Source organism: Pseudomonas sp. NPDC089428 (genome assembly GCF_044749325.1).
Taxonomy (GTDB): Bacteria; Pseudomonadota; Gammaproteobacteria; order Pseudomonadales; family Pseudomonadaceae; genus Aquipseudomonas.
Genome location: NZ_JBIVHT010000017.1, coordinates 1 through 24,686, shown reverse-complemented (window position 1 = coordinate 24,686; position 24,686 = coordinate 1). Strand labels below are relative to the sequence as shown.

The window sequence follows — 24,686 nt, the reverse complement described above, 5'->3', positions numbered from 1 at the left end:
CTCCCACAGGGGGTCGCGCAGGGATTACGCGAAGCGTTTGTCCAGATAGGCGATGATGGCCTTGGATTCATACATCCAGGTCACCTTGCCCTGTTCCTCGATGCGCAGGCACGGCACTTTCACCCGGCCGCCACCTTCGAGCAACGCCTGGCGATGCAGGTCGTCGTTCTTGGCATCACGCAACGCTACCGGCACGTTCAAGCGGTGCAGGGTACGGCGGGTCTTCACGCAGAACGGGCAGGCATGGAACTGGTACAGCGCGAGGCCCTTGGCCTCCTGCTCGACACGCGCCTGGGCCGCGGCATCACGCTTCTGCTTGGCTGGGCGGCTGATCCAGTCGCCGAACACGATGAGCTGGCCGAGGCCGACCCGCAGGGCTTTGACGATCATGGGCTACTCCTGAAATGAAAAAGCCGACCCCTGGGGGCCGGCTCGGGTCATGCGCCGATCACTTGATCAGGCTGAGGAACTCGCTGCGAGTCGAGGCGTTTTCACGGAACTCACCCAGCATCACCGAGGTGAGCATGGTCGAATTCTGTTTTTCCACGCCGCGCATCATCATGCACATGTGCTTGGCTTCGATGACCACTGCCACGCCAGCGGCGCCAGTCACCTGCTGCACGGCCTCGGCGATCTGGCGGCTGAGGTTTTCCTGGATCTGCAGGCGGCGGGCGAACATGTCGACGATGCGCGCGACCTTCGACAGGCCCAGGACCTTGCCCTTGGGCAGGTAGGCCACGTGAGCCTTGCCGATGAAGGGCAGCATGTGGTGTTCGCACATCGAATACAGCTCGATGTCCCGGACCAGCACCATCTCACTGTTGTCGGAGGTGAACAGCGCGCCGTTGGTGACTTCTTCCAGCGTCTGCTCGTAACCGCGGCAAAGGTACTTCATGGCCTTTGCAGCCCGCTTGGGCGTGTCGAGCAGGCCCTCACGGGAGACGTCCTCGCCAAGTTGGCTGAGGATCTCGGTGTAGTTCTGTTCCAGGGACATGTATCTACCTGTGGGAAAAATCGCAAAAATGAAGGGTACGGCGGCGCGCGCGGCGCTGCAAGCACGGCGTTACTCGTCGCGGCCTTCCATCATGGTTCGCTTGAGCATCACATACACCGCGCCGGTGCCGCCATGGCGGGCCTGGCACGAGGTGAAACCGAGCACTTGCGGGTGCTGGCGCAGCCAGGTGTTGACATGGCTCTTGATCATCGGGCGCTTGCCGTCCAGGCGGGCGGCCTTGCCGTGGGTCACCCGTACGCAGCGGACTTCGAGCTGGGTGGCTTCGGCGATGAAGGCCCACAGGGTTTCGCGGGCCTTCTCCACGCTCATGCCATGCAGGTCGAGGCTGCCTTCGAAGGCGATCTGGCCGAGCTTGAGCTTGCGGATCTGGCTTTCCTGCACGCCATCGCGGCGCCACATCAGCTCGTCTTCGGCACCGACGTCGATGACGAACTGGTCGGACAGGCCGTCGATCACCAAGGTCTGGTCGCTGCGGATGGTCGCCGCCTGGCGCAGGCCGGCGAGCTGCTTGCGGTCGGTTTTCGGTTTGCCCACATCGGCGCGGTCGTGCTTGATCGGCTTGACGCCGCGCACTTCGGCGCTGAACAGGGAAAAATCGTCGTCTTGCATGGTGCCTCCACGTGGGCGGCGTAGTTTACGCGATCAACCCTGCGTCGTCAGTACCGGCCTCTTCGCGGGTTTACCCCCGAAGAGGCTCGCAGCTCAAGCCACTAATCATGCTTTTTCATCAGGTGCGGCGACAGGTTCAGCTCGCGCCCGCGGCGCAGGCGAATGCGGCTGCGCCGCCAGAAGCGCACGCCCAGGTACAGCAGCAACAGCCCTGCCACGGCCAGGATGCCGGCCAGCGGGCGGTTGGCATTGAGTTCGGCGAGTGCTGTGTAGTTGCCAAGCAGCCCGGCGATGCCGGCCATGCCCAGCAACACGCCGAGTGTGGCGATCAGGGCCGACAGGCCGGCGGCAATGCGCGCACCCCAGTTACGCGGTTCCCGCGGGCGCAGACGCTTGGCGTCGAAACTGCCTTTGAGCTTCATTCCAGTTTCCTCTGTGGACATCCGGAATTCGACCTGGGCCCGGCCCTGGGGTTCCGCCCGGCTGCCGGGCGGTCATCGCAACGTCAGCTCAGATCAGGCTGGCGGTAGGGGCGACACAGGCGAAGTTGTCGGCCATCACGGCCATTTCACACGCGTGGATCTGGGCGGCGGGGATCACCTGATCCTTCAGCGCCAAGTCACGTGTTGCCGAGGCGTCTTCCACCAGGGTGCAACGATAACCATAGTCCTTGGCGCGGCGCACGGTGGTGCTGACGCTGGAATGGCTCATGAAACCGCACACGATCAGGTCCAGGTGCCCCAGCGCCTGCAGGGTGTCGTGCAGCTTGGTGTTCTTGAAGGCGTTGGGCATGCGCTTTTCGATGACGATTTCACCTTCGCGCGGCTCCAGGCCCGGGATGAACTGGCCGGCCGGGCCCTGCGGGTCGAAGCGCCCGCCAACGGTACCGAGGTGGCGAACGTGGATGATCGGACGGCCGGCCTTGCGGGCAGCGTCGAGCAACCGGGCGATGTTGGCCACGGCCTCGTCCATGCCCGACAGTTGCAGAGGACCGCTCAGGTATTCCTTCTGCGCATCGATGATGATCAGGCTGGCTTGGCTCAGCTTGGCCGGCGGATAGTCGCGACCAGTGAGGCGGAACATCGTGGTTGGAACGGACATCAAGGGCTCCTTGGGTAGGGCTTTTGTATACCTATTCTCCCTTGCCTTGGCGCCAATGGGAATGGTTGACATCGCAAGCGGCGTGGTTACTGGCCTGTGGCTTGCCGCTGGAGCATCGCGGGGAACAAATGTACGGGTTGGGCTGTTAGACTTTTGTACGGTCTGAATAGGAGTACCCCGTGATCACATCTCGTCTGCGCACGTTGCGCGACCATATCCGCTGGGCGGTCAGCCGCTTCCATGAGCACGAGCTGTTCTTCGGCCATGGTGCCGACAATGCCTGGGACGAAGCGCGCCTGCTGGTGCTGGGTGCCGTGCACTTGCCATGGGAAATCGCCGACAGCTACCTGGACTGCCAGCTCGAGGACGACGAGCGGGTCCGCCTGCAGCACCTGCTCAAGCGCCGCATCGAAGACCGCGTGCCGACCGCCTACCTGCTGGGCGAAGCCTGGTTCTGCGGCATGTCGTTCATCGTCGACGAGCGCGTGCTGATACCCCGCTCGCCAATCGGCGAGCTGATCGAGAAGCGCTTCGAGCCGTGGCTGGCGGCTGAGCCGGCCCGTATCCTTGACCTGTGCACCGGCTCCGGCTGCATCGGTATCGTGGCGGCCGAAGTGTTCCCCGAGGCCGAAGTGGTGCTGGCCGACCTGTCGTTCGACGCGCTGGAAGTGGCCAACCAGAACATCGAGCGCCACGGCCTCGACGAGCGCGTGTTCACCGTGCAGGGTGATGGCTTCGCTGGCCTGCCAGGGCAGCGTTTCGACCTGATCCTGTCCAACCCGCCGTATGTCGATGCCGAGGACTTCGGCGACATGCCGGCCGAGTATCACCACGAGCCGGAAATGGGCCTGGCCTGTGGCAACGACGGTCTGGACCTGGTGCGGCGGATGCTGGCCGAGGCGGCTGACCACCTGACCGAAAAGGGCCTGCTGATCGTTGAGGTCGGCAACAGCCAGGTGCATGTCGAGGCGCTGTACCCGGAAGTGGACTTTGCCTGGCTGGAGTTCGAGCGTGGCGGGCATGGTGTGTTCATGCTCACCGCCGAGCAGTGCCGTCAACACCAGGAGCTGTTCAAGGCTCGCGTCTGAGCTGGGCCTGCCGGGGCTGCTTTGCAGCCCATTCGCGGGGCAAGCCCGCTCCCACAGGAGTGGTGCTATCCACAGGTTGGCATCGATCCTGTGGGAGCGGGCTTGCCCGCGAAGCAGGCGGCGCGGTTTCAGCGGGTAGCGATCCAGATCAGCAGCCCGGCCTGAAACACGGCAAACGCCACCAGGCAGGTGATGGTGAAGCGCAATCCGCTGTCTTCGCGCCGATATTTGGCAACCCGCTCATCGCGCTCGCGCAACTGCCCCTCTTTTTCCAGCAATTGCTGCTCGGCCTGCTGCAGCATGCCCGCTGCATCGAGCATGCTCAGCTGTTGCACCTTCTCGGTGTTCCAGCCGCCCTTGAGCTGGCTCACCGTGGTGTCGAGCGTACGGCCCTTGAGGTGCTGCGAGTCGGCGTATTCCACCTCCAGGCCGGTGGCGGTGATGAAGCGGTCACGGCGCAGGCGGGTGTCTTCGTTCAGTGCATCCTTGTTCGGCAGCGCCATGCCTTCGACCCGGTAGTTCGACCAGCGGCGCTGCAGCCACTGCACGGCCTGGCCCAGCATGAAGCGGCCGATGCCTCGGTTCAGTGGCTCCAGTTGCAGGCCGCTGTCGCTGCCGAGGGTCACCAGGCGCTCGGCGTGATCCACCCGCACATCCAGCTGGTTCTGCTCCTTGCGCACCTTTTGCCCGGGCAGGCGGATTTCCATGCGCAACAGGCTGTGGTCCTTGTCATGGCGCTCGGCATAGGCGAACTCGACGAAGCGCAATGGCCGTGCACCACTGTTGCGGTCGGTGGGCATGGGCGCCAGGCGCAGCAGCTGGAAGTGTTCGACGGCAAGGTCGGCCCAGGGCAGGGCGGCGGGCTCCGGGGCGTGCGGCTCTTCGGCTGGCTCTACGGCGGCGGGGGCATCGGTCATCAAGGCATTCCTCAGATACGGGCGGGCGCTGACCGGGGCTGCCTTGCAGCCCATCGCCGGCAAGCGCAGGGGCGCACAGCAATCTGCCTTGTGGAGATTCTGTGGGAGCCGCGCTTGCCGGTGATGGGCCGCAAAGCGGCCCCAATCAGCACCAATACCGTTTTATCGGCAGCTTTTGCCGATGTTTGAGGGTCAGGCCGAAGGCAGTTGGTGAATGAAGCTGACCACCCGCTCGCCGAGCTCCCGTGCCAGTGGCAATTCTGGGTTGAGGTAGCTGTCACGCTGCAGATGCATGTCCTTGGGGCTGATGCGCAGCATGTGGTTCATGCCGTCGATCAGTACCAACTGGGCATCCGGCTTGGCCGCCTTGAGGCGTTCGGCGTCGGCCACGTCGACCTGCACGTCGTTGCGGCCCTGCACGATCAGCGCCGGCATCGGCAAGCGGGCGAAGGCCTGCGCCGGGTCCTGCTGGAGCAGGGTGATCAGGTACGGCTGCACGCTGGGGCGAAACACCTGGCGCAACGGGGCCGGCACGTCCAGGCTGGTCTGCCCGGCCTGCAGGCGGTCGAGCAGGGCGCTGCCACCGGCCAGCTGCGCCGGCGGCAGGCGTTGGGCCAGTTGCTCGCGCAGCACATCTGCCAGTGGTCGGCCGATGCCGGCAAGGGTGATCACGGCGCTGGCACCGGCACGCTCGGCGGCCAGGCTGGCGATCAGCGCACCTTCGCTGTGGCCGACCAGGATCAGTGGGCCGAAGCGGGGGTCGGCCTTGAGCTTGCGGCTCCAGGCCACCACGTCGTCGACATAGCGTTGCACGCTGAGGTCGCGCTCATCCGGTGTCGCCGGCTGGCTGGCGGCCACCCCGCGCTTGTCGTAGCGCACGCTGGCGATATGTTCGTTGGCCAGCACCAGGGCCAGGCGCTTGAGGTTGTCGACGCGCCCCGAGGCCGGGTTGTTGCCGTCGCGGTCGGTGGGGCCGGAGCCGGCGATGATCAGCACCACCGGCGGCGGTGTGGCCTGTTGCGGCAACAGCAGGCTGCCGTGCAGCACGCCCTGGCCAGTGTCCAGGTCGATAGGGCGTTGCAGCACGGTAGGGGCGGCGGCCTGGGCCAAGCCAGTGCACAGCAGGAGGAAGAAGGCGACGAGGCGCGACATCATGCGGTACTACAGTGGGGAGATGACGGTTTGACCCAGTGTTTGTGGGAAGGTTCGGTGGCTGTATGTGGCAGGCCTGGCCGTTTCCCGGTTAAACCCGCTCTCACCGGGACCGCGCAAGGCCTGTGGGAGCGGGTTTACCCGCGAAGAGGCCAGCACAGGCAACCAAACCCTCTGTATACTCCCTGCTTTCGTTCACCTCAGGCAGATTTCGCGGAGCGTCCATGTCCGGCAATACCTATGGCAAGCTGTTCACTGTCACCACCGCTGGCGAAAGCCATGGCCCGGCGTTGGTCGCCATTGTCGATGGTTGCCCACCTGGCCTTGAAATCTCCCTCGCCGACTTGCAGCACGACCTCGACCGGCGCAAGCCTGGCACCAGCCGGCACACCACCCAGCGCCAGGAAGCCGACGAAGTGGAGATCCTCTCCGGCGTGTTCGAAGGCCGAACCACCGGCTGCTCGATCGGCCTGCTGATCCGCAACACCGACCAGAAGTCCAAGGATTACTCGGCGATCAAGGACCTGTTCCGCCCGGCCCACGCCGACTACACCTACCACCACAAGTACGGCATCCGCGACTACCGTGGCGGCGGCCGCAGTTCGGCACGGGAAACCGCCATGCGCGTGGCCGCCGGTGCCATTGCCAAGAAATACCTGGCCACCCAGGGCATCCAGGTGCGTGGCTACATGAGCCAGCTGGGCCCGATCGAAATCCCTTTCAAGACCTGGGATTCGGTGGAGGAAAACGCCTTCTTCAGCCCCGACCCGAGCAAGGTGCCGGAGCTGGAGGCGTACATGGACCAGCTGCGCCGTGACCAGGATTCGGTCGGGGCCAAGATCACCGTGGTCGCCGAAGGCGTGATGCCCGGCCTGGGCGAGCCGATCTTCGACCGCCTCGACGCGGAACTGGCCCATGCGCTGATGAGCATCAACGCGGTCAAGGGTGTGGAAATCGGCGCCGGTTTCGCCAGCGTTGCCCAGCGTGGCACCGAGCACCGTGACGAGCTGACCCCGGACGGCTTCCTCAGCAACAATGCCGGCGGCATTCTTGGTGGCATCAGCTCGGGCCAGCCGATCGTCGCCCACCTGGCCCTGAAGCCGACCTCCAGCATCACCACCCCGGGCCGTTCGATCGACGTCGATGGCAACCCGGTCGACGTCATCACCAAGGGCCGCCATGACCCGTGCGTAGGCATCCGCGCCACGCCGATCGCCGAAGCGATGATGGCCATCGTGCTGATGGACCACCTGCTGCGCCACCGTGCGCAGAATGCCGATGTGAAGGTCAACACCCCGGTGCTGGGCCAGCTCTGACATAGCCAGGCCCGGCCACTTCGCGGGCAAGCCCGCTCCCACAGGATCACCACCACTTGCAAGCGTGTGAGGTCCCTGTGGGAGTGGGCTTGCCCGCGAAGTGGCCGGTACAGCCTCACACAAGGCCCACCCGATGCCTGAGATCCCCTACTGGCGCCTGTCCAGCTTCTACCTGTTCTACTTTGCCCTGCTGGGTTCCACCGCCCCGTTCCTGGCCTTGTACTTCGACCACCTGGGCTTCTCCCCGGCACGCATCGGCGAGCTGGTGGCCTTCCCCATGCTGATGCGCTGCATCGCTCCCAACCTGTGGGGCTGGCTCGGCGACCGCAGCGGCCAGCGCCTGCTGATCGTGCGCCTGGGTGCCTTGTCGACCCTGGCGACCTTCTCGCTGATCTTCTTCGGCAAGAGCTATGCCTGGCTGGCGCTGGTCATGGCGCTGCATGCGTTCTTCTGGCATGCAGTGCTGCCGCAGTTCGAAGTCATCACCCTGGCCCACCTGCATGGGCAGACCGCGCGCTACAGCCAGGTGCGCCTGTGGGGTTCGATCGGCTTCATCCTCACCGTGGTCGGCCTGGGGCGGCTGTTCGAATGGCTGAGCCTGGACATCTACCCGGTGGCCTTGGTGACCATCATGGCCGGCATCGTCGTCGCCAGCCTGTGGGTGCCCAACGCCCAGCCGGTGGAGCAGGGCGAGCGCCGGGAGACGGGCGGCTTCCTGCGCCAGCTGACCGCGCCGGGGGTGATCGCCTTCTATATCTGCGTGGCGTTGATGCAGCTCAGCCACGGCCCGTACTACACCTTCCTCACCCTGCACCTGGAACACCTGGGCTACAGCCGCGGTGCCATCGGCTTGCTGTGGGCGTTGGGGGTGGTCGCCGAAGTGCTGATGTTCATGGTCATGAGCCGTGTGTTTGCCCGCTTCAGTGTGCAGCGGGTGCTGCTGGTCAGCTTCCTGCTGGCGGCGCTGCGCTGGCTGTTGCTGGGCAACCTGGCCGATGAGCCGGCCGTGCTGATCTTCGCCCAGTTGCTGCACGCGGCCACCTTCGGCTGCTTCCATGCCGCGTCCATTGCCTTCGTCCAGGCCAGTTTCGGTGCCCGCCAGCAAGGCCAGGGGCAAGCGCTGTACGCGGCGCTGTCCGGTACCGGTGGTGCGTTGGGCGCCTTGTATTCAGGCTACAGCTGGAAACTGCTGGGGCCGACCTTCACCTTTGGTATGGCCAGCGCCGCAGCGCTGGCGGCAGCCGTTATCATTGCCACTCGTTCGAAATCGACCAGGACCAGCAGCCGATGAGCATCCTCTGTGTTTTCCACCCGTCCAGCCCGGACTTGCCGAACAAGGTGCTGACCCACCACGACGACATCGCCGCGACCCTGGCCGAGCAGGGCGTACGCTTCAGCCACAGCCCGCTGGCGCTGCGCGTGCGCCCCGGCAGCAGCCAGGAGGATGTGCTCGATGCCTGCCGCGAGCACCTCGACCAGCTGATGACGGCCCAGGGCAGTGTGGCGTACGCGCTGCTCAACCGTGACGGCCTCGACCCGACCCAGGTGGATGTGCGTGACGAGCATGTACATGACAGCGACGAAGTGTTCGCCGTGGTGGCCGGCCGCGCGCAAGTCGGCATGCGCCTGGGCGAGTATGTGTATACGGTGCTGTGCGAGAAGGGCGATCAACTGGTGGTCCCGGCGCAGACCCGGCGCTGGGTTGAGCTGGGGGATAACCCGTTCTGCCTGGCGTTGCGCCTGTTTGGCAGTGAGCAGGGTACAGAGCCGCGCTTTACCGGCGATGCGACCGCTCGAGCGTTTCTCGGGATCGACGAGCTTTGATGCCTGACCGGCCTCATCGCGGATAAATCCGCTCCTACAATCAGGTACCCCGCCATCCCTAAGGGCAATGCAGTACCTGTCTGTAGGAGCGGATTCATCCGCGAGAGGCCGGCACAGACAAACCTCAGCGGTAGGTCGGCAGCGCGAACCGCTGCTGACTCTGCAGCATGGAAATCACCGGCAGTTCACTGGCCTGCTCGGCCAGGTCACGGCGAATGGCGCTGATTGCCCACGAGAGCTGCTCGGCACTGTGGAGTTGGCCGTAGGTCAGCACGCGGCGGGTTACCTTGCCGTCAGCGGCGCGCAGGGTCAGCAACACGCCACCGTCAGGGCGGGGCTGGGTGGCAACCTGATAGGCCGAGAACACCGAGACGAATTTTTCCTGGATGAGGTCCATATCAACTCCTGACTGTTGTGTGGGCAGACGTGAGTTGATCGTTGCAGTGACCGTGCCAGAACTGGGAGATGGGAAAAGCCCAGCAAATACAGGGTGTTATGGGGTTTTTTCAGAAGCGGCATCGTGCAGGCTGCATGGTCGTGCATTTTGCACAGTGCATTTTGCACGGCTCAGGCTTTGCCTATCGACCCAATAGAATCTGAACCTTTGACCCTAATGGCATGCCTGACAAAAACTTGGGCAATCATTTATGCCAGGAGGTTCCCGATGTCCGCTCAACCCACCGCTACCGCCATGACCGATGACGAAACCGCCGCCTTTGCCGAGCAGGTCTTCGAGCGTGCCCGCCAGGGCGATGCCGATATGCTCGGGCGCCTGCTGGCCAGCGGTCTGCCGGCCAACCTGCGTAACCACAAGGGCGACACCTTGCTGATGCTGGCCAGCTACCACGGCCATCATGAAGCGGTAAAGGTGCTGTTGGCCCACGGTGCCGACCCGCTGATCGCCAACGACAACGGCCAGCTGCCCATCGCCGGTGCGGCGTTCAAGGGCGACCTGGCGATGATCTGCCTGCTGCTGGAAAGTGGCGTGCCGGTGGATGCTGCCGCACAGGACGGGCGTACCGCGCTGATGCTGGCGGCAATGTTCAACCGTGGCGAGATTCTCGATTACCTGTTGGCCCAGGGGGCTGACCCGGCGCGCCAGGACGCTCGCGGCGCCACGGCGCTGATGGCGGCGCAGACCATGGGCGCAGTGGACACCGCCGCCCGGCTGCAAGCGCTGGCCGGCTAACCGCCCGGGGGCATTTGCGGCTATCCTTGGCGACTTTTCACCCGTCGCAGGCCCCCTTCATGAAAAACCAGTTGCTCGAATTCATCAGCCTCATCGGTGCCGGCTGCATGCGCGATGAGGACATCGAGCGCATCGCCGACGAGGCCGCCCAGGCCTACGCCGACCCCGCCGCCTTCCTGGCCGCCAACCCTGATATCAACTACGACGACAGCTTCCCGATCCCGCTGGGTGAATGGGTCGTGCTCGGCAGCCTGCCTGACACCGTGGTGTTCCAGGCCGACACCTACCAGGAGCTGTTCCAGCGCATCAGCGATTCGTTCGACCAGAGCGTGCCGTTCACCCTCAAGCCCAAGCAACTGGCGCGCACCGAGCCGCTGACTGCGCTCAACCGCATTCAGGTGCAGATGGGCGCGTTGAACAAGGAAGCCGGTGGCTATGTGCTGCTCAACTTCAGCCAATTGCTCGATGATGAACTGCAGATGGTGATGGTTGGCCAGCAGGACCTGGCGCGGGTGCTTGAGCTGGGGGCAGAGCTGGGCATCAAGGTGGAGCCGGCGCTGGAGGCCTTGAAGGTGGCGGTTCACGTCTGATTTGCGGCGCTCGATCTCACCGACACCACAAATCCACCGGCGAACCCATCTAACCCAACGCGGTATCGAGAAACATCATCACCGCAAACCCACCCATCAACCCCAGGGTCGCCGAGGTCTGGTGCCCGTTGCGGTGGGTCTCGGGAATCACCTCGTGGGACACCACGAAGATCATCGCCCCCGCCGCCAGCCCCATGCTGATCGGGTAAGCCAGGGCAAACCCGGTGGAAATGCCCAGGCCAATCACCGCGCCCAAGGGTTCCATCAGCCCCGAACCAATCGCCACCAGCGCAGCTTTCAAGTTCGACAGCCCGGTCGCCCGCAAGGCCAACGCCACGGCCAGGCCCTCAGGGATGTCCTGGATGGCGATGGCGCTGGTCAGCGGCAGGCCGATGTTCATGTCGCCATTGGCGAAGCTCACGCCGATCGCCATGCCCTCGGGCAGGTTGTGCAAGGTGATCGCCAGCACGAACAACCATACCCGGCTGATGCGCTCGGCCTCCGGACCACAGGGGCCGGTGCTTTCATGCTCGTGCGGGGTGAAGCGGTCGAGGCCGAGCATCAGCAGCACACCCAGGCCCATGCCCAGCACCACGGTGAACGCCGCCGCCGGGCCGTTGCCGGTGATCGCCCGGGCGGCATCCAGGCCCGGCAGGATCAGCGAGAACGAACTGGCGGCGAGCATCATGCCGGCGGCAAAACCGAGCATTACATCCTGGCTGCGCGCGCTGACATCGCGCAGCACAACGGCCAGCACCGCACCGAGGGCGGTGGCGGCGAAACCGGAAAGCCCGCCGAGCGCGGCCAGGTGCAAGTTGTCGGCGTGGTCGCCGTTGATGGCATTCCAGAAGCTTGCCGCCAGCAGCACGATGACCGCCAGCAAGCTCACGCCCAGGCCCGCGCTGAGCCATGGTGTGCTGAGCACTTGCTGGCGCCAGGCATTCAGCAAGGAGGGTGGGGTGGCGCTTTGGCTGTGGGCGGGGGGCATACGAACCTCGAATCCATGAATGCTTGCAGTTTATGCAGTGACCTGCGCGGCTGGCCAAGGATTCCCTTCTATAGCCTTGATAGAGGATGATGCACAACGACAGCCTTTCAAGGAGAACGTGGCAATGGGCTCTAGCTTCAATGGCCTGGTCGGCCTGATCATCCTCGCCCTGGACATCTGGGCAATCCTCAATGTGATCAAGAGCAGCAGCGAAGTGGGGATCAAAGTGCTGTGGATTCTGCTGATTGCCCTGCTGCCAGTGATCGGCCTGGTGATCTGGGCGATTGCCGGGCCGCGGGGTAATGTGCGGATATGAAAGCCGCGTCCCAGACAAAATCAGCAATAGTAACGTGACAAAATTTTCACATTGGATTAAACAGAATCCGCTCCCGCATAATGCTTGCGTTGGGCCAGCCCCAACGCCATCTCCGCAAACCGCAATCCTAGGACCTTCCCATTCATGGCTAACACGGATGCCTTGAGGCAACAGGGCGCGCGAGCGTTCACGCCGACCTTGAAATCGCACCTGGCCTATACGCTGCTCAGCGGCCTGGTGATCATGTTGATGCTCAGCCTGGTGCGTCTGGCGCTGCTGGTCTACAACAGCGACATGATCGGCGACACCCCTTACTCGACCGTCGCCGAAGGCTTCTTCAACGGTTTGCGCTTCGACCTGCGGGTGGTGGTGTACCTGAGCATTCCGCTGCTGCTGGCGATGCTCAGCCCCTGGCTCATGGCCCGGCGTGGGCTGTTCCGCTTCTGGCTGACCGTGGCCTCGAGCGTGGTGATGTTCCTCGGCCTGATGGAGATGGACTTCTACCGTGAGTTCCACCAGCGCCTCAACGGCCTGGTCTTCCAGTACATCAAGGAAGACCCGAAGACCGTGCTGAGCATGCTCTGGTATGGCTTCCCGGTGGTCCGTTACCTGCTGGCCTGGGCCTTCGGCACCTGGTTGCTGAGCCTGTTGTTCAAGGGCATCGACCGCCTGACCCGTGGTACCGGCGAACAGCGCGTGGCGCCGTGGTATAACCGTCTGGCGGTGTTCATGGTGATCCTGCTGGTGGCCGTGGTCGCCGCCCGTGGCACCCTGCGCCAGGGCCCGCCGATGCGTTGGGGTGACGCCTTCACCACCGACTCGAACTTCGTCAACCAGCTGGGCCTGAACGGCACCCTGACCCTGATCGACGCCGCCAAGAGCCGCTTCGGCGAAGACCGCGCCAATATCTGGAAGCCGGTGCTGAAGCAGGAGCTGGCCACCGAGACCGTGCGCAAGCAGCTGCTGACCGCCCACGACACCCTGGTCGATGCCGACGAGGCTGCCGTGCGCCGCGACTTCGTGCCGCCGGCCGACCGCACCTTGCCGATCAAGAACGTCGTGGTGATCCTCATGGAAAGCTTCGCCGGCCACTCGGTAGGCGCCCTGGGCAGCCCGAACAACATCACCCCGTACTTCGACAAGCTGGCCAAAGAAGGCCTGCTGTTCGACCGCTTCTTCTCCAACGGCACCCATACCCACCAGGGCATGTTCGCCACCATGGCCTGCTTCCCCAACCTGCCAGGCTTCGAATACCTGATGCAGACCCCTGAGGGCGGCCACAAGCTGTCGGGCCTGCCGGCGCTGCTCAGTGCCCGCGACTACGACGACGTCTATGTCTACAACGGCGATTTCGCCTGGGACAACCAGTCCGGGTTCTTCGGCAACCAGGGCATGACCACCTTCATCGGCCGTAACGACTTCGTCAACCCGGTGTTCTCCGACCCGACCTGGGGTGTGTCCGACCAGGACATGTTCGACCGCGGCAACGAGGAACTGGCCAAGCACGATGGCAAGAAGCCGATCTACGCGCTGCTGCAGACCCTGTCCAACCACACGCCTTACGCGCTGCCAGCCAACCTGCCGGTCGAGAAGGTCACCGGCCAGGGCCGCCTGGATGAGCACTTGACCGCCATGCGTTATTCCGACTGGGCGCTGGGCCAGTTCTTCGAGAAGGCGCGTAAAGAGCCGTACTTCAAGGACACCCTGTTCGTCATCGTCGGCGACCACGGCTTCGGCAACCAGCAGCAGGTCACCGAGCTGGACCTGGGCCGCTTCAACGTGCCGCTGCTGCTGATCGCGCCGGGCATTCAGGAGAAGTTCGGTGCGGTCAACCACACCGTGGGTACCCAGGTCGACATCGTGCCGACCATCATGGGCCGCCTGGGTGGCGAGACGCGCCACCAGTGCTGGGGGCGCGACTTGCTCAACCTGCCTGAGGGCGACCCGGGCGTGGGCATGATCAAGCCGTCGGGCAGCGAGCAGATCGTCGGCCTGGTCAAGGGCGATCACCTGCTGATCGAGTCCAAGGACATGAGCCCGCGCATGTACCGCTACCAGCTGGGCAGCGAGTTCAAGGCCGAGCTGATCGAAAGCCCGGAGCAGCCGCAGATGCTGCAGCAGCTCGAGGCCTTCATCCAGACGGCGACCAAGAGCCTGCTGGACAACACGGCCGGTGTCGTACACGGTACGCCGAAGAAGTAACTAGCAAGCAGTAAACAGAAAAGGGCCGCATTGCGGTCCTTTTCTGTTGCTGAACGAATTCTCAGGCACAAGGTCTGCATCTACAGGCGTCACTCACCGGGTGTTCTTTGATTGAGAGGGCAATTCAATGAAAGAGTGGGAAGTCATCTTTGCCGATCAGAAAGGCGAGCCAACCACTTTGTTGATGCACGGTGAACAGTGCCCCAGCGAGGAAGAGGCTGCCCGCGCCATCCGTTCGCATCTGTTTCCGGTCATGGATGAACTGGACCTCAACGACTTCCAGGACCGCGCTCCATCCCCTACCGCACGCTGGCTCAAGGAGCAGAATGGCGTGATCATCACCAGCATTCACGAAGCGCCCTGAATCACAGGTTGGCGTGGTGCCTGCGCAGGCACTACGCTGGTGGGAGGTGTGGGCCTTTTCTGCGGGCCTGCACCCATTCAATTCGCGTCTTGCATCAGCTCGATCTGCTGGCAATGCCGGCAGGTGCGTAGTGCACGGAAAGTCTATCCATCGCTTTATTCGGGAGGACGATTCATGAGCAGCCTGAACGACGATATCAGCAGCAATGTCCTGCGCCAGATGAAAGCTGGCGGTTTCGACTTCACCCGCATCCACCCCATCGAGTTCTACGCGGTATTTCCAGATGAAGCCGGCGCGCGACGGGCCGCCGGGCAATTTCGTGGTGAATCGTTGAATGCTCAGGTGCGTGAACTGGACGATGGCGCGTGGCACCTGGAACTGAGCAAGGTCATGTACGCCACCTATGGTGGCATTGGTGACTTCGAGGAGGCCTTCGAGCAGGTCGTATCACCCTATGGCGGCGAAGTCGAAGGGTGGGGCGTCAAGCACGAAAGGCCGATAGCCTGAAAGGAATGCATTGCCTTCTTCGCGGGCGTGCCCGCGAAGAAGCCTCCCCGACTTCAGGGCTTGCGCCCGGCCATATGGCCCAGATAGGCCAGCAGTTCATCCAGCTCCTGCTCACTCAGCACACTTTCAGTAAACCCCGGCATCCTCGCCTGCGGCCATTGCCGCAAGCTCTGCGGGTCTCGAATGTACCGGCGCAGGTACTCAGGCCGGAAATACTCGGTCGGGTTGTGTGGCACATTCAGGTCCGGCCCGAACTGAGCATCCCCCGCGCCATTGAGCCGGTGGCAGGCCAGGCAGTTCTGCTGGAACAGCGCAAAGCCTTGACGCACCGGGTCGTTGGCCGGCAAAGCGGGGTCGGGCAGCAGCGCCGGAAAACGCTGTTCGACCGGCGCCAGGCGGCGGATCGTGGCGACCTGGAAGGGCCATTGTTCGGGGCGAATGCTGCTTGCCTGTGGGTTAGTCCAGACCAGGTAGAAAGGCCCTGCGCTCGGTTTGCCGTCGCCCAGTGCCGGCCACGGCGTGGCTGGGTCCTCGACAGCCAGCCAGGCACGTGCCGGGCCTTCCTGCAGCAACGGCCCGGCCGGCATTTCTGCGGCAAAGCCATCCAGTGCCACTGCCTGTAGATGGTCATCGGCCTTCACCCCTTGCAGCAGCGTTGCCAAAGGCACGGCGCGATAGTGCATGGGCCGCTGGTAGGAAACGTCCTGATCGATATCGATATCGCGAGCCTGAGGGTGCTTCAGCAGTGCTTCACTGGACCACTGCCGGGCGCTGTCACCCAGCTCCAGGTGTAACTGCGCCGCCGATAGCGGCAGGCTCAACAACAGGGCTAGCGCAGCAAGGCAATGGCGCATGGGCAAACTCCGGCATAAAGCCGAAAGATTAACCCAAGCGAAGCATTGGCGCTGTCAACCGAACAACCGCGTAAGGTTGGGGAGGATCAGTAGCAAAGTCGTGGCGAAGAGAATGAGCCCGGCTTGGCGAAGTTTCGATTGTCTGAACATGGCGGACCGCCTTCTTGTTGTTATTCCTGAATACCCGGTGGCTTCCTTGTCGGGTCTGCTTGCCTCATGTATGTGGATATAAACCACCCGCAGGGCGAGCGTTATCCATTATTGAGAACCCTTTGTTCTAAAGGGCTAACTCTTAGATTTCGATTGGCTATGAGGCCAGTGGCCATTCCGCTGACACGCTCTGCCTAGACAGCCGCGTCTCCACCCGCGGTTCCCCGACAAAATGTGACCGTTCGTCAGTACAGCCTACTTGCTTGTACGTGTCTTTCGCGTCAGTCTCTACACCAGATTCCCACCCATGTCGTTCAGGACTATCCCTATGTCGTTACGCATCTGCATCCTTGAAACCGATGTCCTGCGACCGGAGTTGACCGCGCAGTACCAGGGCTACGGAAGGATGTTCGAGCAGCTCTTCTCGCGTCAGCCGATCGCAGCCGAGTTTCGTGTGTACAACGTGATGAACGGCGACTACCCGCCCGACGGTGAACGCTTCGATGCCTACCTGGTCACGGGCAGCAAGGCCGATTCGTTTGGTAGTGATCCCTGGATACAGACCCTGAAGGCTTACCTGCTCAAGCTCTACGAGCGTGGCGAGAAGCTGCTGGGTGTGTGTTTCGGGCACCAGTTGCTGGCGCTGACCCTGGGTGGCAAGGCCGAGCGCGCCGATCAGGGCTGGGGGGTGGGCATTCACCGCTATTCACTGGCGGCGCATGCACCGTGGATGGACCCGGAGGTTTCCGAGCTGACCTTGCTGATCAGCCACCAGGACCAGGTTACCGAGCTGCCCGAAGGCGCCACGGTGATCGCCTCCAGCGATTTCTGCCCGAATGCGGCCTACCACATTCGCGACCAGGTGCTGTGCTTCCAGGGGCACCCGGAGTTCGTCCATGAATACTCGCGGGCGCTGCTCGATGCGCGTCAGGAGTACCTGGGGGACGAGGTGTATCACAAGGCCATTGCCAGCTTGGCCAACGAACACCAGGGCGACCTGGTGGGGGAGTGGATGCTGCGCTTCATCCAGCAGCCGGCCAAGGCCAGCGACAGCGCCGCCTGATCGATTACCGGGGCTGCCTTGCAGCCCATTCGCGGGCAAGCCCGCTCCCACTGCTATTGGATCGCATTCGAACCCTGTGGGAGCGGGCTTGCCCGTGAAGAGGCCTCACAGCCAGCCAGATTTCTTGAAGCTGGCATAGAGCCCGCTACAGCCCAGCGCAATCACGCCGAGTACCCCAAAGTAGCCATAGTGCCAGTTCAGCTCCGGCATGTTCTGGAAGTTCATCCCGTAGATCCCGGCAATCGCCGTGGGGAAGGCCAGGATCGCCGCCCACGCGGCAAACTTGCGCTGCACGATGCTCTGCCGTGACGACTCCAGCAGCATGCCGATCTCGATGGTCTGGCTGGCGATGTCGCGGATCCCGGCCAGGTCCTCCATCTGCCGCGTGACGTGGATCTGCACGTCACGGAAGTACGGGCGCATGTTCTTGTCGATGAAGGGGAAGCTCAGGCGCTGCAGTTCCTCGCTGATTTCCACCATCGGTGCCACATAGCGGCGCAGGCGCAGGATGTCGCGGCGCAGGCTGTGCAGGCGCTGGATGTCTTCTTCCTGCAACGAGTTGCTCAGCACACTGCGCTCCAGCTCCTCGATCTCGCCATGAATGGCCTCGCTGACCGGTTGGTAGTTCTCGGTGACGAAGTCGAGCAGGGCATACAGCACGAAGTCCTCGCCATGTTCGAGCAGCAGCGGGCGCGCCTCGCAGCGTTGGCGCACCAGGGCGTAGGATTTCGAGTGGCCGTTGCGGCAGGTGATGATGTAGCCGTTGCCGGCGAAGATGTGGGTTTCGATGAACTCCAGCTTGCCTTCGTGGCGTACCGGCGAGTAGGTGACGATGAACAGCGCGTCACCGAAGGTTTCCAGCTTGGGCCGGCTGTGCTTTTCCAGCGCATCCTCGATGGCCAGTTCGTGCAGGTTGAACTGGCACTGCAGGTTGGCCAGCTCCTCGGCATTGGGCTCTTCCAGGCCGATCCACACGAAGTGCCCCGGCTTGCGCGCCCACTCGCTGCCTTCGTCGATGCTGATGTTGGTGACCTTTCTGCCGGCGGCATACACCGCCGATGCCACGACTCGACCCATGGTTATCCACTTTTCCGGTTGCACACGGCTTACAGCTTGGGCTGTAGTGGCGCGCAGAGCAACCTAGCGATTGCCGAGTTCATCTTCCATATGGTCGATGCACTGCTGCATCTGGGTACGGCACTGTTCGATCAGCGCCGGCAGGTCCTGCTGGCTGAGGCCACTGGTGGCGATCGGTGGCAGCGAGCGCACGATCACGGTCCGCCGCCGCCAGCTGTTCAGGTTCAGGCGCCGGGCATAGCGGCTGACGCACACCGGCACGATGGGCACGCCGGCTTCGATGGCCATGTGGAACGCGCCTTTCTTGAACGCCAGCAACTGTTCTGCCGGGTTGCGCGTGCCTTCCGGGAAGATCCAGATCGAGGTGTCGTCACGCAGGATGCGCGTGGTGGTCTGCATCGCCTTGCGCGCCTGGTAGGCGTTCTTGCGGTCGATCAGCACATTGCCACCGAGCCAGAACAGCTGGCCGAACAACGGAATCCAGCCGAGGCTCTTCTTGCCGATGGCGACAGTGCGTTGCGGTACCACATGGCCAAGGATGAACAGGTCGAAGTTGGACTGGTGATTGGCGACGATCACGCAGCCAGGCGGCTGGTCCCACAGCGGGCCGACTTCGGTCTTGACCTTGATGCGCATCAGCCAGGTGGCCGGCAGGCTGTAGAGGCGGGCGAAGACCCGGCTGTTGTCGCGGTTGAAGGGGCGCAGCAGGCCGATCAGCAGGCCGACGGCGCCCACCAGCAGAAAGTGCAGCCCCAGCAGGAGCATGCGAAGCGAGTAAAGCATGGTACGACTCACACCAGACAGTCGCGGCGCAGTGTACGGCTGTGCACTGGCCGGGGCAAACCCTGGTGTAAGCCTGTGCGCCCTCTTCGCGGGTAAACCCGCTCCCACAGGTACAGCGCTGCACTCAGGGTCAGTGATATACCTGTGGGAGCGGGTTTACCCGCGAAAGGGCCGGTACAGGTCAGCCCATGTGGCCCTGATCGAGCAGAATCGCCTCGTCCAGGGCGTCCAGCAGCCCCTTGCGCACTTTCAGCTTGGTGTTCTTGTGCGCCAGCATGTTCAGCTTCTTCAGCTCACCGGCAACACCCTTGGCGATCTCCAGCAGCTGCTCGGCCGGCACCACCTTGTCGAGGAAACCGGCATCCAGTGCATCCTTGGGCTCGAACATCTCGGCGTTGATCACCGAGCGGTGGAAGGCCGAGCGACGCAGGCGGTCGCGGGCCAGCTCGATGCCGGCGTGGTGCATGGTCATGCCGATCTGCACTTCGTTCAGGCCGATCTTGTACGGGCCCTCGACGCCGATGCGGTAGTCGGCCGACAGCAGCAGGAAGGCGCCCTTGGCCACGGCATGGCCGGGGCAGGCGACGATCACCGGGAACGGGTGCGACAGCAGGCGCCGGGCCAGGGTGGAACCGGCGGTGACCAGGGCAACGGCTTCCTTGGGGCCGGAGGTCATTACCTTGAGGTCGTAACCGCCGGAGAGGATGCCCGGCTGGCCGGTGATGATCACCAAGGCACGCTCCTGCGTGGCGCGGTCGAGGGCGGCATTGAAGGCCGCGATGACGTCCGGCGAGATGGCATTGACCTTGCCGTTGTTCAGGGTCAGGGTGGCGATGCCGTCTTCGGCGTGGTAGGTAATCAGCTCGCTCATGGCGGAATCCTTTGGGTGGCGTGGCGACGACGTTACCCAGCACGGCAGGCCAGGTAAAGCAGCAAGGCTGACCGGCCAGTCAGCGCCGGGGCGCGATGCCTTGCACGGCGCGGGCAGAGCGTTTGCAGCGGGTAAAAGCGCTGGCGAGATTGGCAGCATTGCCCTGGCAACCTCGGGTTTTCAGTGGGTTGGCTTAAATGCATGAAAAATTTGAAAAAAATGCTTGCCAAAGAAAAGCTCTTCTACTAAATTAGCGCGCCTCGACGGGGTGAAAGCCTTGAAGAGAAAACGGTGAAGTGTCCGAGTGGTCGAAGGAGCACGCCTGGAAAGTGTGTATACGAGAAATCGTATCAAGGGTTCAAATCCCTTCTTCACCGCCACATTCTGAAAAGCCCCCGCGCTGAAAAGCTCGGGGGCTTTTTTCATTCTGGGCAGTTTGTGCCCAAACTTCTGAGCCTTGCGCGGACCCTGTGGGGGCGGGCTTGCCCGCTCCCACAGGGTTTCTACGAGCTGTCAGAAACTGATGGAAGCCGACAGCCGCGCCGTCCGCGGCGCCCCCTGGAACAGGTAGTTGTCGCCCAGGTAATCCCCCACATCGCGCCAGTAGCGCTTGTCGAAGACGTTATCCACGGTCAGCCGCAGCGTCGTGTCATACCCGCCAATGCGCGTGCGGTAGCGGCTGCCGAGATCGAACACGGTGTATCCACCCACCTCGACATTGCCGGCCTGGCTCGCATATTTACTGGCGCTGTAGCGCGCCCCACCGAGCAGTGCCAGGCCAGGCACTGGCAGGCTGTACTCGGCCTGCAGGGCTGCGCGCAGTCGCGGCACGTTGATCGCCTGATGGCCTTCATAGGCGTCGGTGCCGCTTTCCTGCACCCGGGCGCGAATCGCCGCGGCGCTGGCCTGAAGCTGAAGGTTCGAAGTTGCCCAGCCGCTGGCGCCCAGTTCCAGGCCGATGTTCTTCTGCTGGCCCTGCTGCACATAGGTGAAGCTGCCGTCGCCTTCCGGCCGTGCGTACTGGTACGCCTGGCGGATCTGGAACAGCGCGGCGCTGAAGCTCATGCCTTGCCAGTCACGCTTGATGCCGAGCTCCAGCTGGTGCGAGAGGGTGGGGGCGAGAATCTCGGCCGCGTTGCTGGCATACCAGGGCGCTGTGCCGCCCGCCGACAGCCCCTTGGCGTAGCTGGCATACACCGTGGTGTCGGGGCGGGGTTTGTAGATGAGCGCGGCATTGGGCAGCAGCTGGTATTGCCGGGTATGGCGCCCGGCCACGCCGTTCTCGTCCCAGGTCCTTTCATCCAGGCGCACTTCGCGGGCGCCAAGTACGGTCTGCCATTGCTCGTTGAAGCTGATGCGGTCGCTGACGAACAGGCCGTACTGGCGGCTGTCCAGGCGCTTTTCGCTGGCGCCGACCGCCTTGCCCGACGGCGCCACAGCCGGTGCGCCGGTATAGATGTTGCCGCTGCCGACCAGCTCGTTGTAATAGGGGCGCTGATCGAGCGTGCGGCGCTGGGCGCTGCTGCCCACGGTCAGGTCGTGCTGCACGCCCAGCGCGTCGAAATGGCCATTGAGCATGGCCTGGGCCTCATCGGTGCGGCGGGTATCGTCGGGGCTGCGGAAGTCGTAGATGTCGTAGTCGCCTTCGGGGCTGAAGTGTGACTGCCAGCCGCCCTCGCTGCCCCAGGCGAACGCGCTGTAGTCATCGATCACCACCTGGCTGCGCGACGCGCTCAAGGTGCCGGTCCAGGCCTCGTTGAAGCGGTACTCGAAGCGCCCACCGAGGTTCAGTGCGTCGGTCTGCACTGGCTTGGCCCAATGCTGGTAGGCCAGGCGGTCGCTCGGGTCGATGTCATGGGGCAGTTCGCTGCCGCCCAGCAGCTGGTAGCCCGGCACTGAGCGCTGCTCGCGGTGCTGGTATTCGGCGTCCAGCTGCAAGGTGGCCTCGGGGCTGATCTGCCAGTCGAAGGCCAGCGAGGCGAAGTCGCGCCGGCCGTCGGCATGGTCGACGTAGGAGCGGATGTCCTCATGGGCCAGGTTGGCGCGCAGGCCGAACTGGCGCTCGCTGCCGAACCAGCCGCCGAGATCGGTGGCCAGGTAGCGCTCGCCTTGCGCGTTGGTCGAAACCGTCACACTGCGTACGTCGGCGGCGCGCTTGGTCACGTAGTTGATCAGCCCGCCAGGCTCCGATACGCCGCTCTGTAGCCCGGACAGGCCCTTGAGCAGCTCGACCTGCTGCTTGTTCTCCAGCGCCACGTTCTGCTCGCCGGCGATGGTCTGGCCGTTGATGCGGTAGCTGCTGGCGGCATTGAGCTCGAAGCCGCGCACGTTGAAGTTTTCGTAGTAGCCGATCGGGGCATAGCTATCGCCCACCGAGGCGTCGCTTTGCAGCACTTCGCTGAGCAGGCGGACCTGGCGGTCTTCCAGTAGCTGCTGGCTGAACACGCTGACCGAGGCCGGGGTGTCGAGCAGTGGCGCGGGCTGGAAGCCGCCGACCGAGGCCTCGCGAACCTGGTAGCCCTCATCGCCGTAGGTATCGGACACTTGCACCGGGGCCAGTTCCAGGCTGTCTTCAGCCAGGCCATGGGGGCTGTGCAGGGCCAGGCCCAGGCTGAGCAGGCTCAGGGGCAGGTGAGGGCGAAGCAGGGGCATGCAGAGAGCGTCCTTGGGGCAGATACCGCGCAGGCCCTTTCGCGGGTAAACCCGCTCCCACAGGTACGGCACTGCCCATGAAAGCAGTGCGGAACCTGTGGGAGCGGGTTTACCCGCGAAAAGGCCGGAACAGGCGAAAAAAGGGCCGCTATCTTAACAGGGCCAAGCCCCGCTGGGGTTCAATCGGCAGGTGGCGGGCGGCGATGCTGGCGCCAGGTGTCGTCGATTTTCGACCAGGTCTTGCCGTCGGTGATGGCCATCAGTTTGCGGCCATCCTTGAAGGTGGCCAGGAAGGTGGCCTCTTCCTCTTTACCGCCTAGCCAGAGGCCGGCAAGCAGGCCAACCGGGCCGGCCACCAGCGCCCCGGCCACGCCCCAGCCGAGGGCGGTACCCAGGCTGCGACTGGACTCCAGGCTGGCCAGGCGCAGGTCAGCGATGCGGGCAAGTGAAATGCGTTCGCCAGGTGAGGGGCTGCGCGGGGTCTTGAGTGTGAGCGATCCATTGCGAAACTCGCCTTCACCTTGCAAGAAATCGCCGGATTGCACCGTGAGTCTTGTCATTGATTCGTCCTGTCAGTGAAAGGTCCTTGACCAGCGCCTACTGAGCGCCGCCGGGGCAGCCAAGTCAACGATCAGGCGACGGAGGGTAATGCGACAGCCCGTCGCGCTCAATGGTGGCTTCAGGCTAGCTGCGCCGCGGCCTTGCGCTGCGCCAGGCCCCATACCACCAGGGCCAGTGTGCCGATCGCCAGGCCTGCCACCACGATGCCCATCCACCCTTGCCGCTGGAATAGCTGCGTGCCCAGCAACGAGCCTAGCGCACCACCGACGAAGTAACAGGTGATGTAGCCGGCATTCAGCCGGGTACGTGCTTCAGGTCGCAAGGCGATCACCGCATTCTGGTTGCTCACGTGCACCAGTTGCACGGCCAGGTCCAGTACCAGCACGCCCAGCAGCAAGGCCAGCAGCGAGCTTTCGGCAAAGCCCAGCGGCACCCACGACAACAGCAGCGCCACCAGGCCAACGGTGGTGCCCAGCGAGCCTTTGCCACGGTCGGCCAGGCGCCCGGCCCAGTTGGCCGCCAGGGCACCGGCCGCGCCGGCCAGGCCGAACAGCCCGATGGCGGCGTCGGAGTAGTGGTAGGGCTCGCGCGCCAGCAGGAACGCCAGTGGTGTCCAGAACAGCGCGAACAGGCTGAATGCCAACAGGCCCAGCAGCGAGCGCAGGCGCAGCACGGGCTCTTCGATGAACAGGCGGAACACCGAGCCGATCAGCGCCGGGTACTTCAAGCCAGCATGGCTGTTGTGCTCGGGCAGGTTGCGGTACAGCGCCAGTGCCGTCAGCGCCATCAGCGCCGCGGCCAGCACATAGATGCTGCGCCAGCCGCCCAGCTCGGCCATGAAGCCGGCCGCAGTGCGCGCCAGCAGGATGCCCAGCAGCAGCCCGCTCATCAACGTGCCCACTGCGCGGCCACGCTGATGCGGCTCGCTCAGGGTGGCGGCCATTGGCACGAGGATCTGCGCCACCACCGAGAACAGGCCGGTGAGCGCGGTGCCGAGCAGCAGCCAGGGCAGGCTTGGGGAACAGGCGCTGATGACCAGGCCGAGGGTGGAAATGGCGGTCATCACCACGATCAGCCGGCGCTGCTCGAACAGGTCACCCAGCGGCGCCAGCAGCAGCAGGCCGGCGCCATAGCTCAGTTGCGCGGCAATGACGATACTGCCGGCGCTGGCGGTACTCAGGCCGAACTGTTGGGCGATGCTGTGCAGCAGCGGTTGGGCGTAGTAGTTGCTGGCCACGGCCAGGCCGGTGGCGGTAGCCATCAGCAGGATCAGGGCGCGGCTCAGGGATGGGGATTTCATGGGCATTCCGTTTGCGGCGGTAGGTATGAGGTTGTTTGCGGTTGGCGATGGATGTTCAGTGCCTGTGGGATCGAGCGCCGCCCGCGCAGCGCATCGCGGATGAATCCGCTCCTTGTATGTTGTGTCTGGCCTAACGAGAGAGGTTATGCTCGTTGGGCTAAGAAGCACTTCCGGGGAGACCGATCGCTCCTGAAGGC

The 24,686-nt window shown here is 63.9% G+C and carries 27 protein-coding genes and 1 tRNA gene; 12 read left to right on the top strand and 16 right to left on the bottom strand.

Annotated elements, in window-relative coordinates; translation table 11 throughout:
- Positions 1 to 24: 24 nt before the first annotated feature.
- The 5 genes from ACIPZ5_RS23420 to ACIPZ5_RS23400 all read right to left on the bottom strand — a co-directional run bounded on the left by ACIPZ5_RS23420 (position 25) and on the right by ACIPZ5_RS23400 (position 2,725).
- Positions 25 to 390, bottom strand: coding sequence for a glutathione S-transferase N-terminal domain-containing protein (locus ACIPZ5_RS23420; protein ID WP_261941103.1), 366 nt, complete (start codon positions 388 to 390; stop codon positions 25 to 27).
- Between the two features lie 58 nt (positions 391 to 448).
- Entirely contained in the window at positions 449 to 994 is a 546-nt protein-coding gene (folE, locus tag ACIPZ5_RS23415) for a GTP cyclohydrolase I FolE (protein WP_103449647.1), read from the bottom strand.
- Between the two features lie 69 nt (positions 995 to 1,063).
- A complete protein-coding gene (locus ACIPZ5_RS23410; protein WP_261941102.1) occupies positions 1,064 to 1,624 on the bottom strand; it encodes a Smr/MutS family protein in 561 nt (186 codons plus the stop codon).
- A 101-nt stretch (positions 1,625 to 1,725) separates the two neighbouring features.
- Positions 1,726 to 2,046, bottom strand: a complete 321-nt coding sequence (locus ACIPZ5_RS23405) for a hypothetical protein (protein WP_400810839.1) — start codon at positions 2,044 to 2,046, stop codon at positions 1,726 to 1,728.
- 88 nt (positions 2,047 to 2,134) lie between these two features.
- Positions 2,135 to 2,725 carry a cysteine hydrolase family protein gene (locus ACIPZ5_RS23400; protein ID WP_085675474.1) on the bottom strand — a complete coding sequence of 197 codons (591 nt, stop codon included), beginning with the start codon at positions 2,723 to 2,725 and terminating at the stop codon, positions 2,135 to 2,137.
- Between the two features lie 179 nt (positions 2,726 to 2,904).
- Between ACIPZ5_RS23400 and prmB the strand changes: the two genes are divergently transcribed.
- Positions 2,905 to 3,813, top strand: coding sequence for a 50S ribosomal protein L3 N(5)-glutamine methyltransferase (gene prmB / locus ACIPZ5_RS23395; RefSeq protein WP_343599568.1), 909 nt, complete (start codon positions 2,905 to 2,907; stop codon positions 3,811 to 3,813).
- A 128-nt stretch (positions 3,814 to 3,941) separates the two neighbouring features.
- Here prmB and ACIPZ5_RS23390 read toward each other — a convergent pair whose 3' ends face one another.
- The gene (locus tag ACIPZ5_RS23390) at positions 3,942 to 4,730 is read right to left on the bottom strand and encodes a hypothetical protein (RefSeq protein WP_400810837.1); all 789 of its coding nucleotides are present in this window, start codon (positions 4,728 to 4,730) and stop codon (positions 3,942 to 3,944) included.
- Positions 4,731 to 4,922: 192 nt separating this feature from the next.
- The gene (locus ACIPZ5_RS23385; RefSeq protein WP_261941099.1) at positions 4,923 to 5,885 is read right to left on the bottom strand and encodes an alpha/beta hydrolase; all 963 of its coding nucleotides are present in this window, start codon (positions 5,883 to 5,885) and stop codon (positions 4,923 to 4,925) included.
- A gap of 221 nt (positions 5,886 to 6,106) precedes the next feature.
- Here ACIPZ5_RS23385 and aroC point away from each other — a divergent pair, with 221 nt between their 5' ends.
- The 3 genes from aroC (at position 6,107) to ACIPZ5_RS23370 (ending at position 9,022) form a co-directional block, all read left to right on the top strand.
- On the top strand, positions 6,107 to 7,198 hold the full coding sequence (gene aroC / locus ACIPZ5_RS23380; protein WP_261941098.1) for a chorismate synthase: 1,092 nt from the start codon (positions 6,107 to 6,109) through the stop codon (positions 7,196 to 7,198).
- A gap of 133 nt (positions 7,199 to 7,331) precedes the next feature.
- Entirely contained in the window at positions 7,332 to 8,489 is a 1,158-nt protein-coding gene (locus ACIPZ5_RS23375) for an MFS transporter (protein WP_400810835.1), read from the top strand.
- A complete protein-coding gene (locus tag ACIPZ5_RS23370; RefSeq protein WP_400810834.1) occupies positions 8,486 to 9,022 on the top strand; it encodes an oxidase in 537 nt (178 codons plus the stop codon). Before ACIPZ5_RS23375 ends, ACIPZ5_RS23370 begins: the two co-directional genes overlap by 4 nt.
- 124 nt (positions 9,023 to 9,146) lie before the next feature.
- Here the strand turns inward: ACIPZ5_RS23370 and ACIPZ5_RS23365 are convergent, their stop codons facing one another.
- Positions 9,147 to 9,419, bottom strand: coding sequence for a DUF3509 domain-containing protein (locus ACIPZ5_RS23365; protein WP_027596016.1), 273 nt, complete (start codon positions 9,417 to 9,419; stop codon positions 9,147 to 9,149).
- Between the two features lie 267 nt (positions 9,420 to 9,686).
- Between ACIPZ5_RS23365 and ACIPZ5_RS23360 the strand changes: the two genes are divergently transcribed.
- Both ACIPZ5_RS23360 and ACIPZ5_RS23355 read left to right on the top strand, forming a co-directional pair.
- Positions 9,687 to 10,211, top strand: a complete 525-nt coding sequence (locus tag ACIPZ5_RS23360) for an ankyrin repeat domain-containing protein (protein WP_343599572.1) — start codon at positions 9,687 to 9,689, stop codon at positions 10,209 to 10,211.
- Between the two features lie 59 nt (positions 10,212 to 10,270).
- Entirely contained in the window at positions 10,271 to 10,801 is a 531-nt protein-coding gene (locus ACIPZ5_RS23355) for a hypothetical protein (RefSeq protein WP_343599573.1), read from the top strand.
- A gap of 49 nt (positions 10,802 to 10,850) precedes the next feature.
- Here the strand turns inward: ACIPZ5_RS23355 and ACIPZ5_RS23350 are convergent, their stop codons facing one another.
- Positions 10,851 to 11,789: a ZIP family metal transporter gene (locus ACIPZ5_RS23350; protein WP_261941093.1), complete on the bottom strand. Its 939-nt coding sequence runs from the start codon at positions 11,787 to 11,789 to the stop codon at positions 10,851 to 10,853.
- 124 nt (positions 11,790 to 11,913) lie between these two features.
- On the opposite strand from ACIPZ5_RS23350, the gene ACIPZ5_RS23345 reads away from it, so the two are divergent.
- The 4 genes from ACIPZ5_RS23345 (at position 11,914) to ACIPZ5_RS23330 (ending at position 15,178) form a co-directional block, all read left to right on the top strand.
- Positions 11,914 to 12,105: a PLD nuclease N-terminal domain-containing protein gene (locus tag ACIPZ5_RS23345; RefSeq protein WP_261941092.1), complete on the top strand. Its 192-nt coding sequence runs from the start codon at positions 11,914 to 11,916 to the stop codon at positions 12,103 to 12,105.
- 144 nt (positions 12,106 to 12,249) lie between these two features.
- Positions 12,250 to 14,307 carry an LTA synthase family protein gene (locus ACIPZ5_RS23340; protein WP_261941091.1) on the top strand — a complete coding sequence of 686 codons (2,058 nt, stop codon included), beginning with the start codon at positions 12,250 to 12,252 and terminating at the stop codon, positions 14,305 to 14,307.
- Between the two features lie 127 nt (positions 14,308 to 14,434).
- A complete protein-coding gene (locus ACIPZ5_RS23335; protein ID WP_261941090.1) occupies positions 14,435 to 14,671 on the top strand; it encodes a hypothetical protein in 237 nt (78 codons plus the stop codon).
- A gap of 174 nt (positions 14,672 to 14,845) precedes the next feature.
- Entirely contained in the window at positions 14,846 to 15,178 is a 333-nt protein-coding gene (locus tag ACIPZ5_RS23330) for a ribonuclease E inhibitor RraB (protein WP_261941089.1), read from the top strand.
- 53 nt (positions 15,179 to 15,231) lie between these two features.
- On the opposite strand, the gene ACIPZ5_RS23325 is transcribed toward ACIPZ5_RS23330, so the two are convergent.
- The gene (locus ACIPZ5_RS23325) at positions 15,232 to 16,032 is read right to left on the bottom strand and encodes a cytochrome c (RefSeq protein ID WP_343599574.1); all 801 of its coding nucleotides are present in this window, start codon (positions 16,030 to 16,032) and stop codon (positions 15,232 to 15,234) included.
- 478 nt (positions 16,033 to 16,510) lie between these two features.
- Between ACIPZ5_RS23325 and ACIPZ5_RS23320 the strand changes: the two genes are divergently transcribed.
- Positions 16,511 to 17,245: an amidotransferase gene (locus ACIPZ5_RS23320; protein WP_343599575.1), complete on the top strand. Its 735-nt coding sequence runs from the start codon at positions 16,511 to 16,513 to the stop codon at positions 17,243 to 17,245.
- Between the two features lie 105 nt (positions 17,246 to 17,350).
- Here ACIPZ5_RS23320 and ACIPZ5_RS23315 read toward each other — a convergent pair whose 3' ends face one another.
- The 3 genes from ACIPZ5_RS23315 to ACIPZ5_RS23305 form a co-directional block, all read right to left on the bottom strand.
- Positions 17,351 to 18,322, bottom strand: coding sequence for a magnesium and cobalt transport protein CorA (locus ACIPZ5_RS23315; RefSeq protein WP_313711524.1), 972 nt, complete (start codon positions 18,320 to 18,322; stop codon positions 17,351 to 17,353).
- A 63-nt stretch (positions 18,323 to 18,385) separates the two neighbouring features.
- Positions 18,386 to 19,105 (bottom strand): lysophospholipid acyltransferase family protein, encoded by a 720-nt coding sequence (locus ACIPZ5_RS23310; RefSeq protein WP_343599576.1) that lies wholly within the window; start codon positions 19,103 to 19,105, stop codon positions 18,386 to 18,388.
- A 181-nt stretch (positions 19,106 to 19,286) separates the two neighbouring features.
- Entirely contained in the window at positions 19,287 to 19,976 is a 690-nt protein-coding gene (locus tag ACIPZ5_RS23305; RefSeq protein WP_400810831.1) for a crotonase/enoyl-CoA hydratase family protein, read from the bottom strand.
- 290 nt (positions 19,977 to 20,266) lie between these two features.
- Between ACIPZ5_RS23305 and ACIPZ5_RS23300 the strand changes: the two genes are divergently transcribed.
- Positions 20,267 to 20,356, top strand: a tRNA-Ser gene (locus ACIPZ5_RS23300).
- A 133-nt stretch (positions 20,357 to 20,489) separates the two neighbouring features.
- Here the strand turns inward: ACIPZ5_RS23300 and ACIPZ5_RS23295 are convergent.
- From ACIPZ5_RS23295 to ACIPZ5_RS23285, 3 genes are all read right to left on the bottom strand, one after another.
- Positions 20,490 to 22,628, bottom strand: coding sequence for a TonB-dependent siderophore receptor (locus ACIPZ5_RS23295; protein WP_343599578.1), 2,139 nt, complete (start codon positions 22,626 to 22,628; stop codon positions 20,490 to 20,492).
- A gap of 179 nt (positions 22,629 to 22,807) precedes the next feature.
- Positions 22,808 to 23,188, bottom strand: coding sequence for a hypothetical protein (locus ACIPZ5_RS23290; protein ID WP_054883694.1), 381 nt, complete (start codon positions 23,186 to 23,188; stop codon positions 22,808 to 22,810).
- 119 nt (positions 23,189 to 23,307) lie between these two features.
- Complete coding sequence (locus ACIPZ5_RS23285) at positions 23,308 to 24,489, bottom strand: MFS transporter (RefSeq protein ID WP_343599579.1); 1,182 nt, start codon at positions 24,487 to 24,489, stop codon at positions 23,308 to 23,310.
- Positions 24,490 to 24,686: the final 197 nt, after the last annotated feature.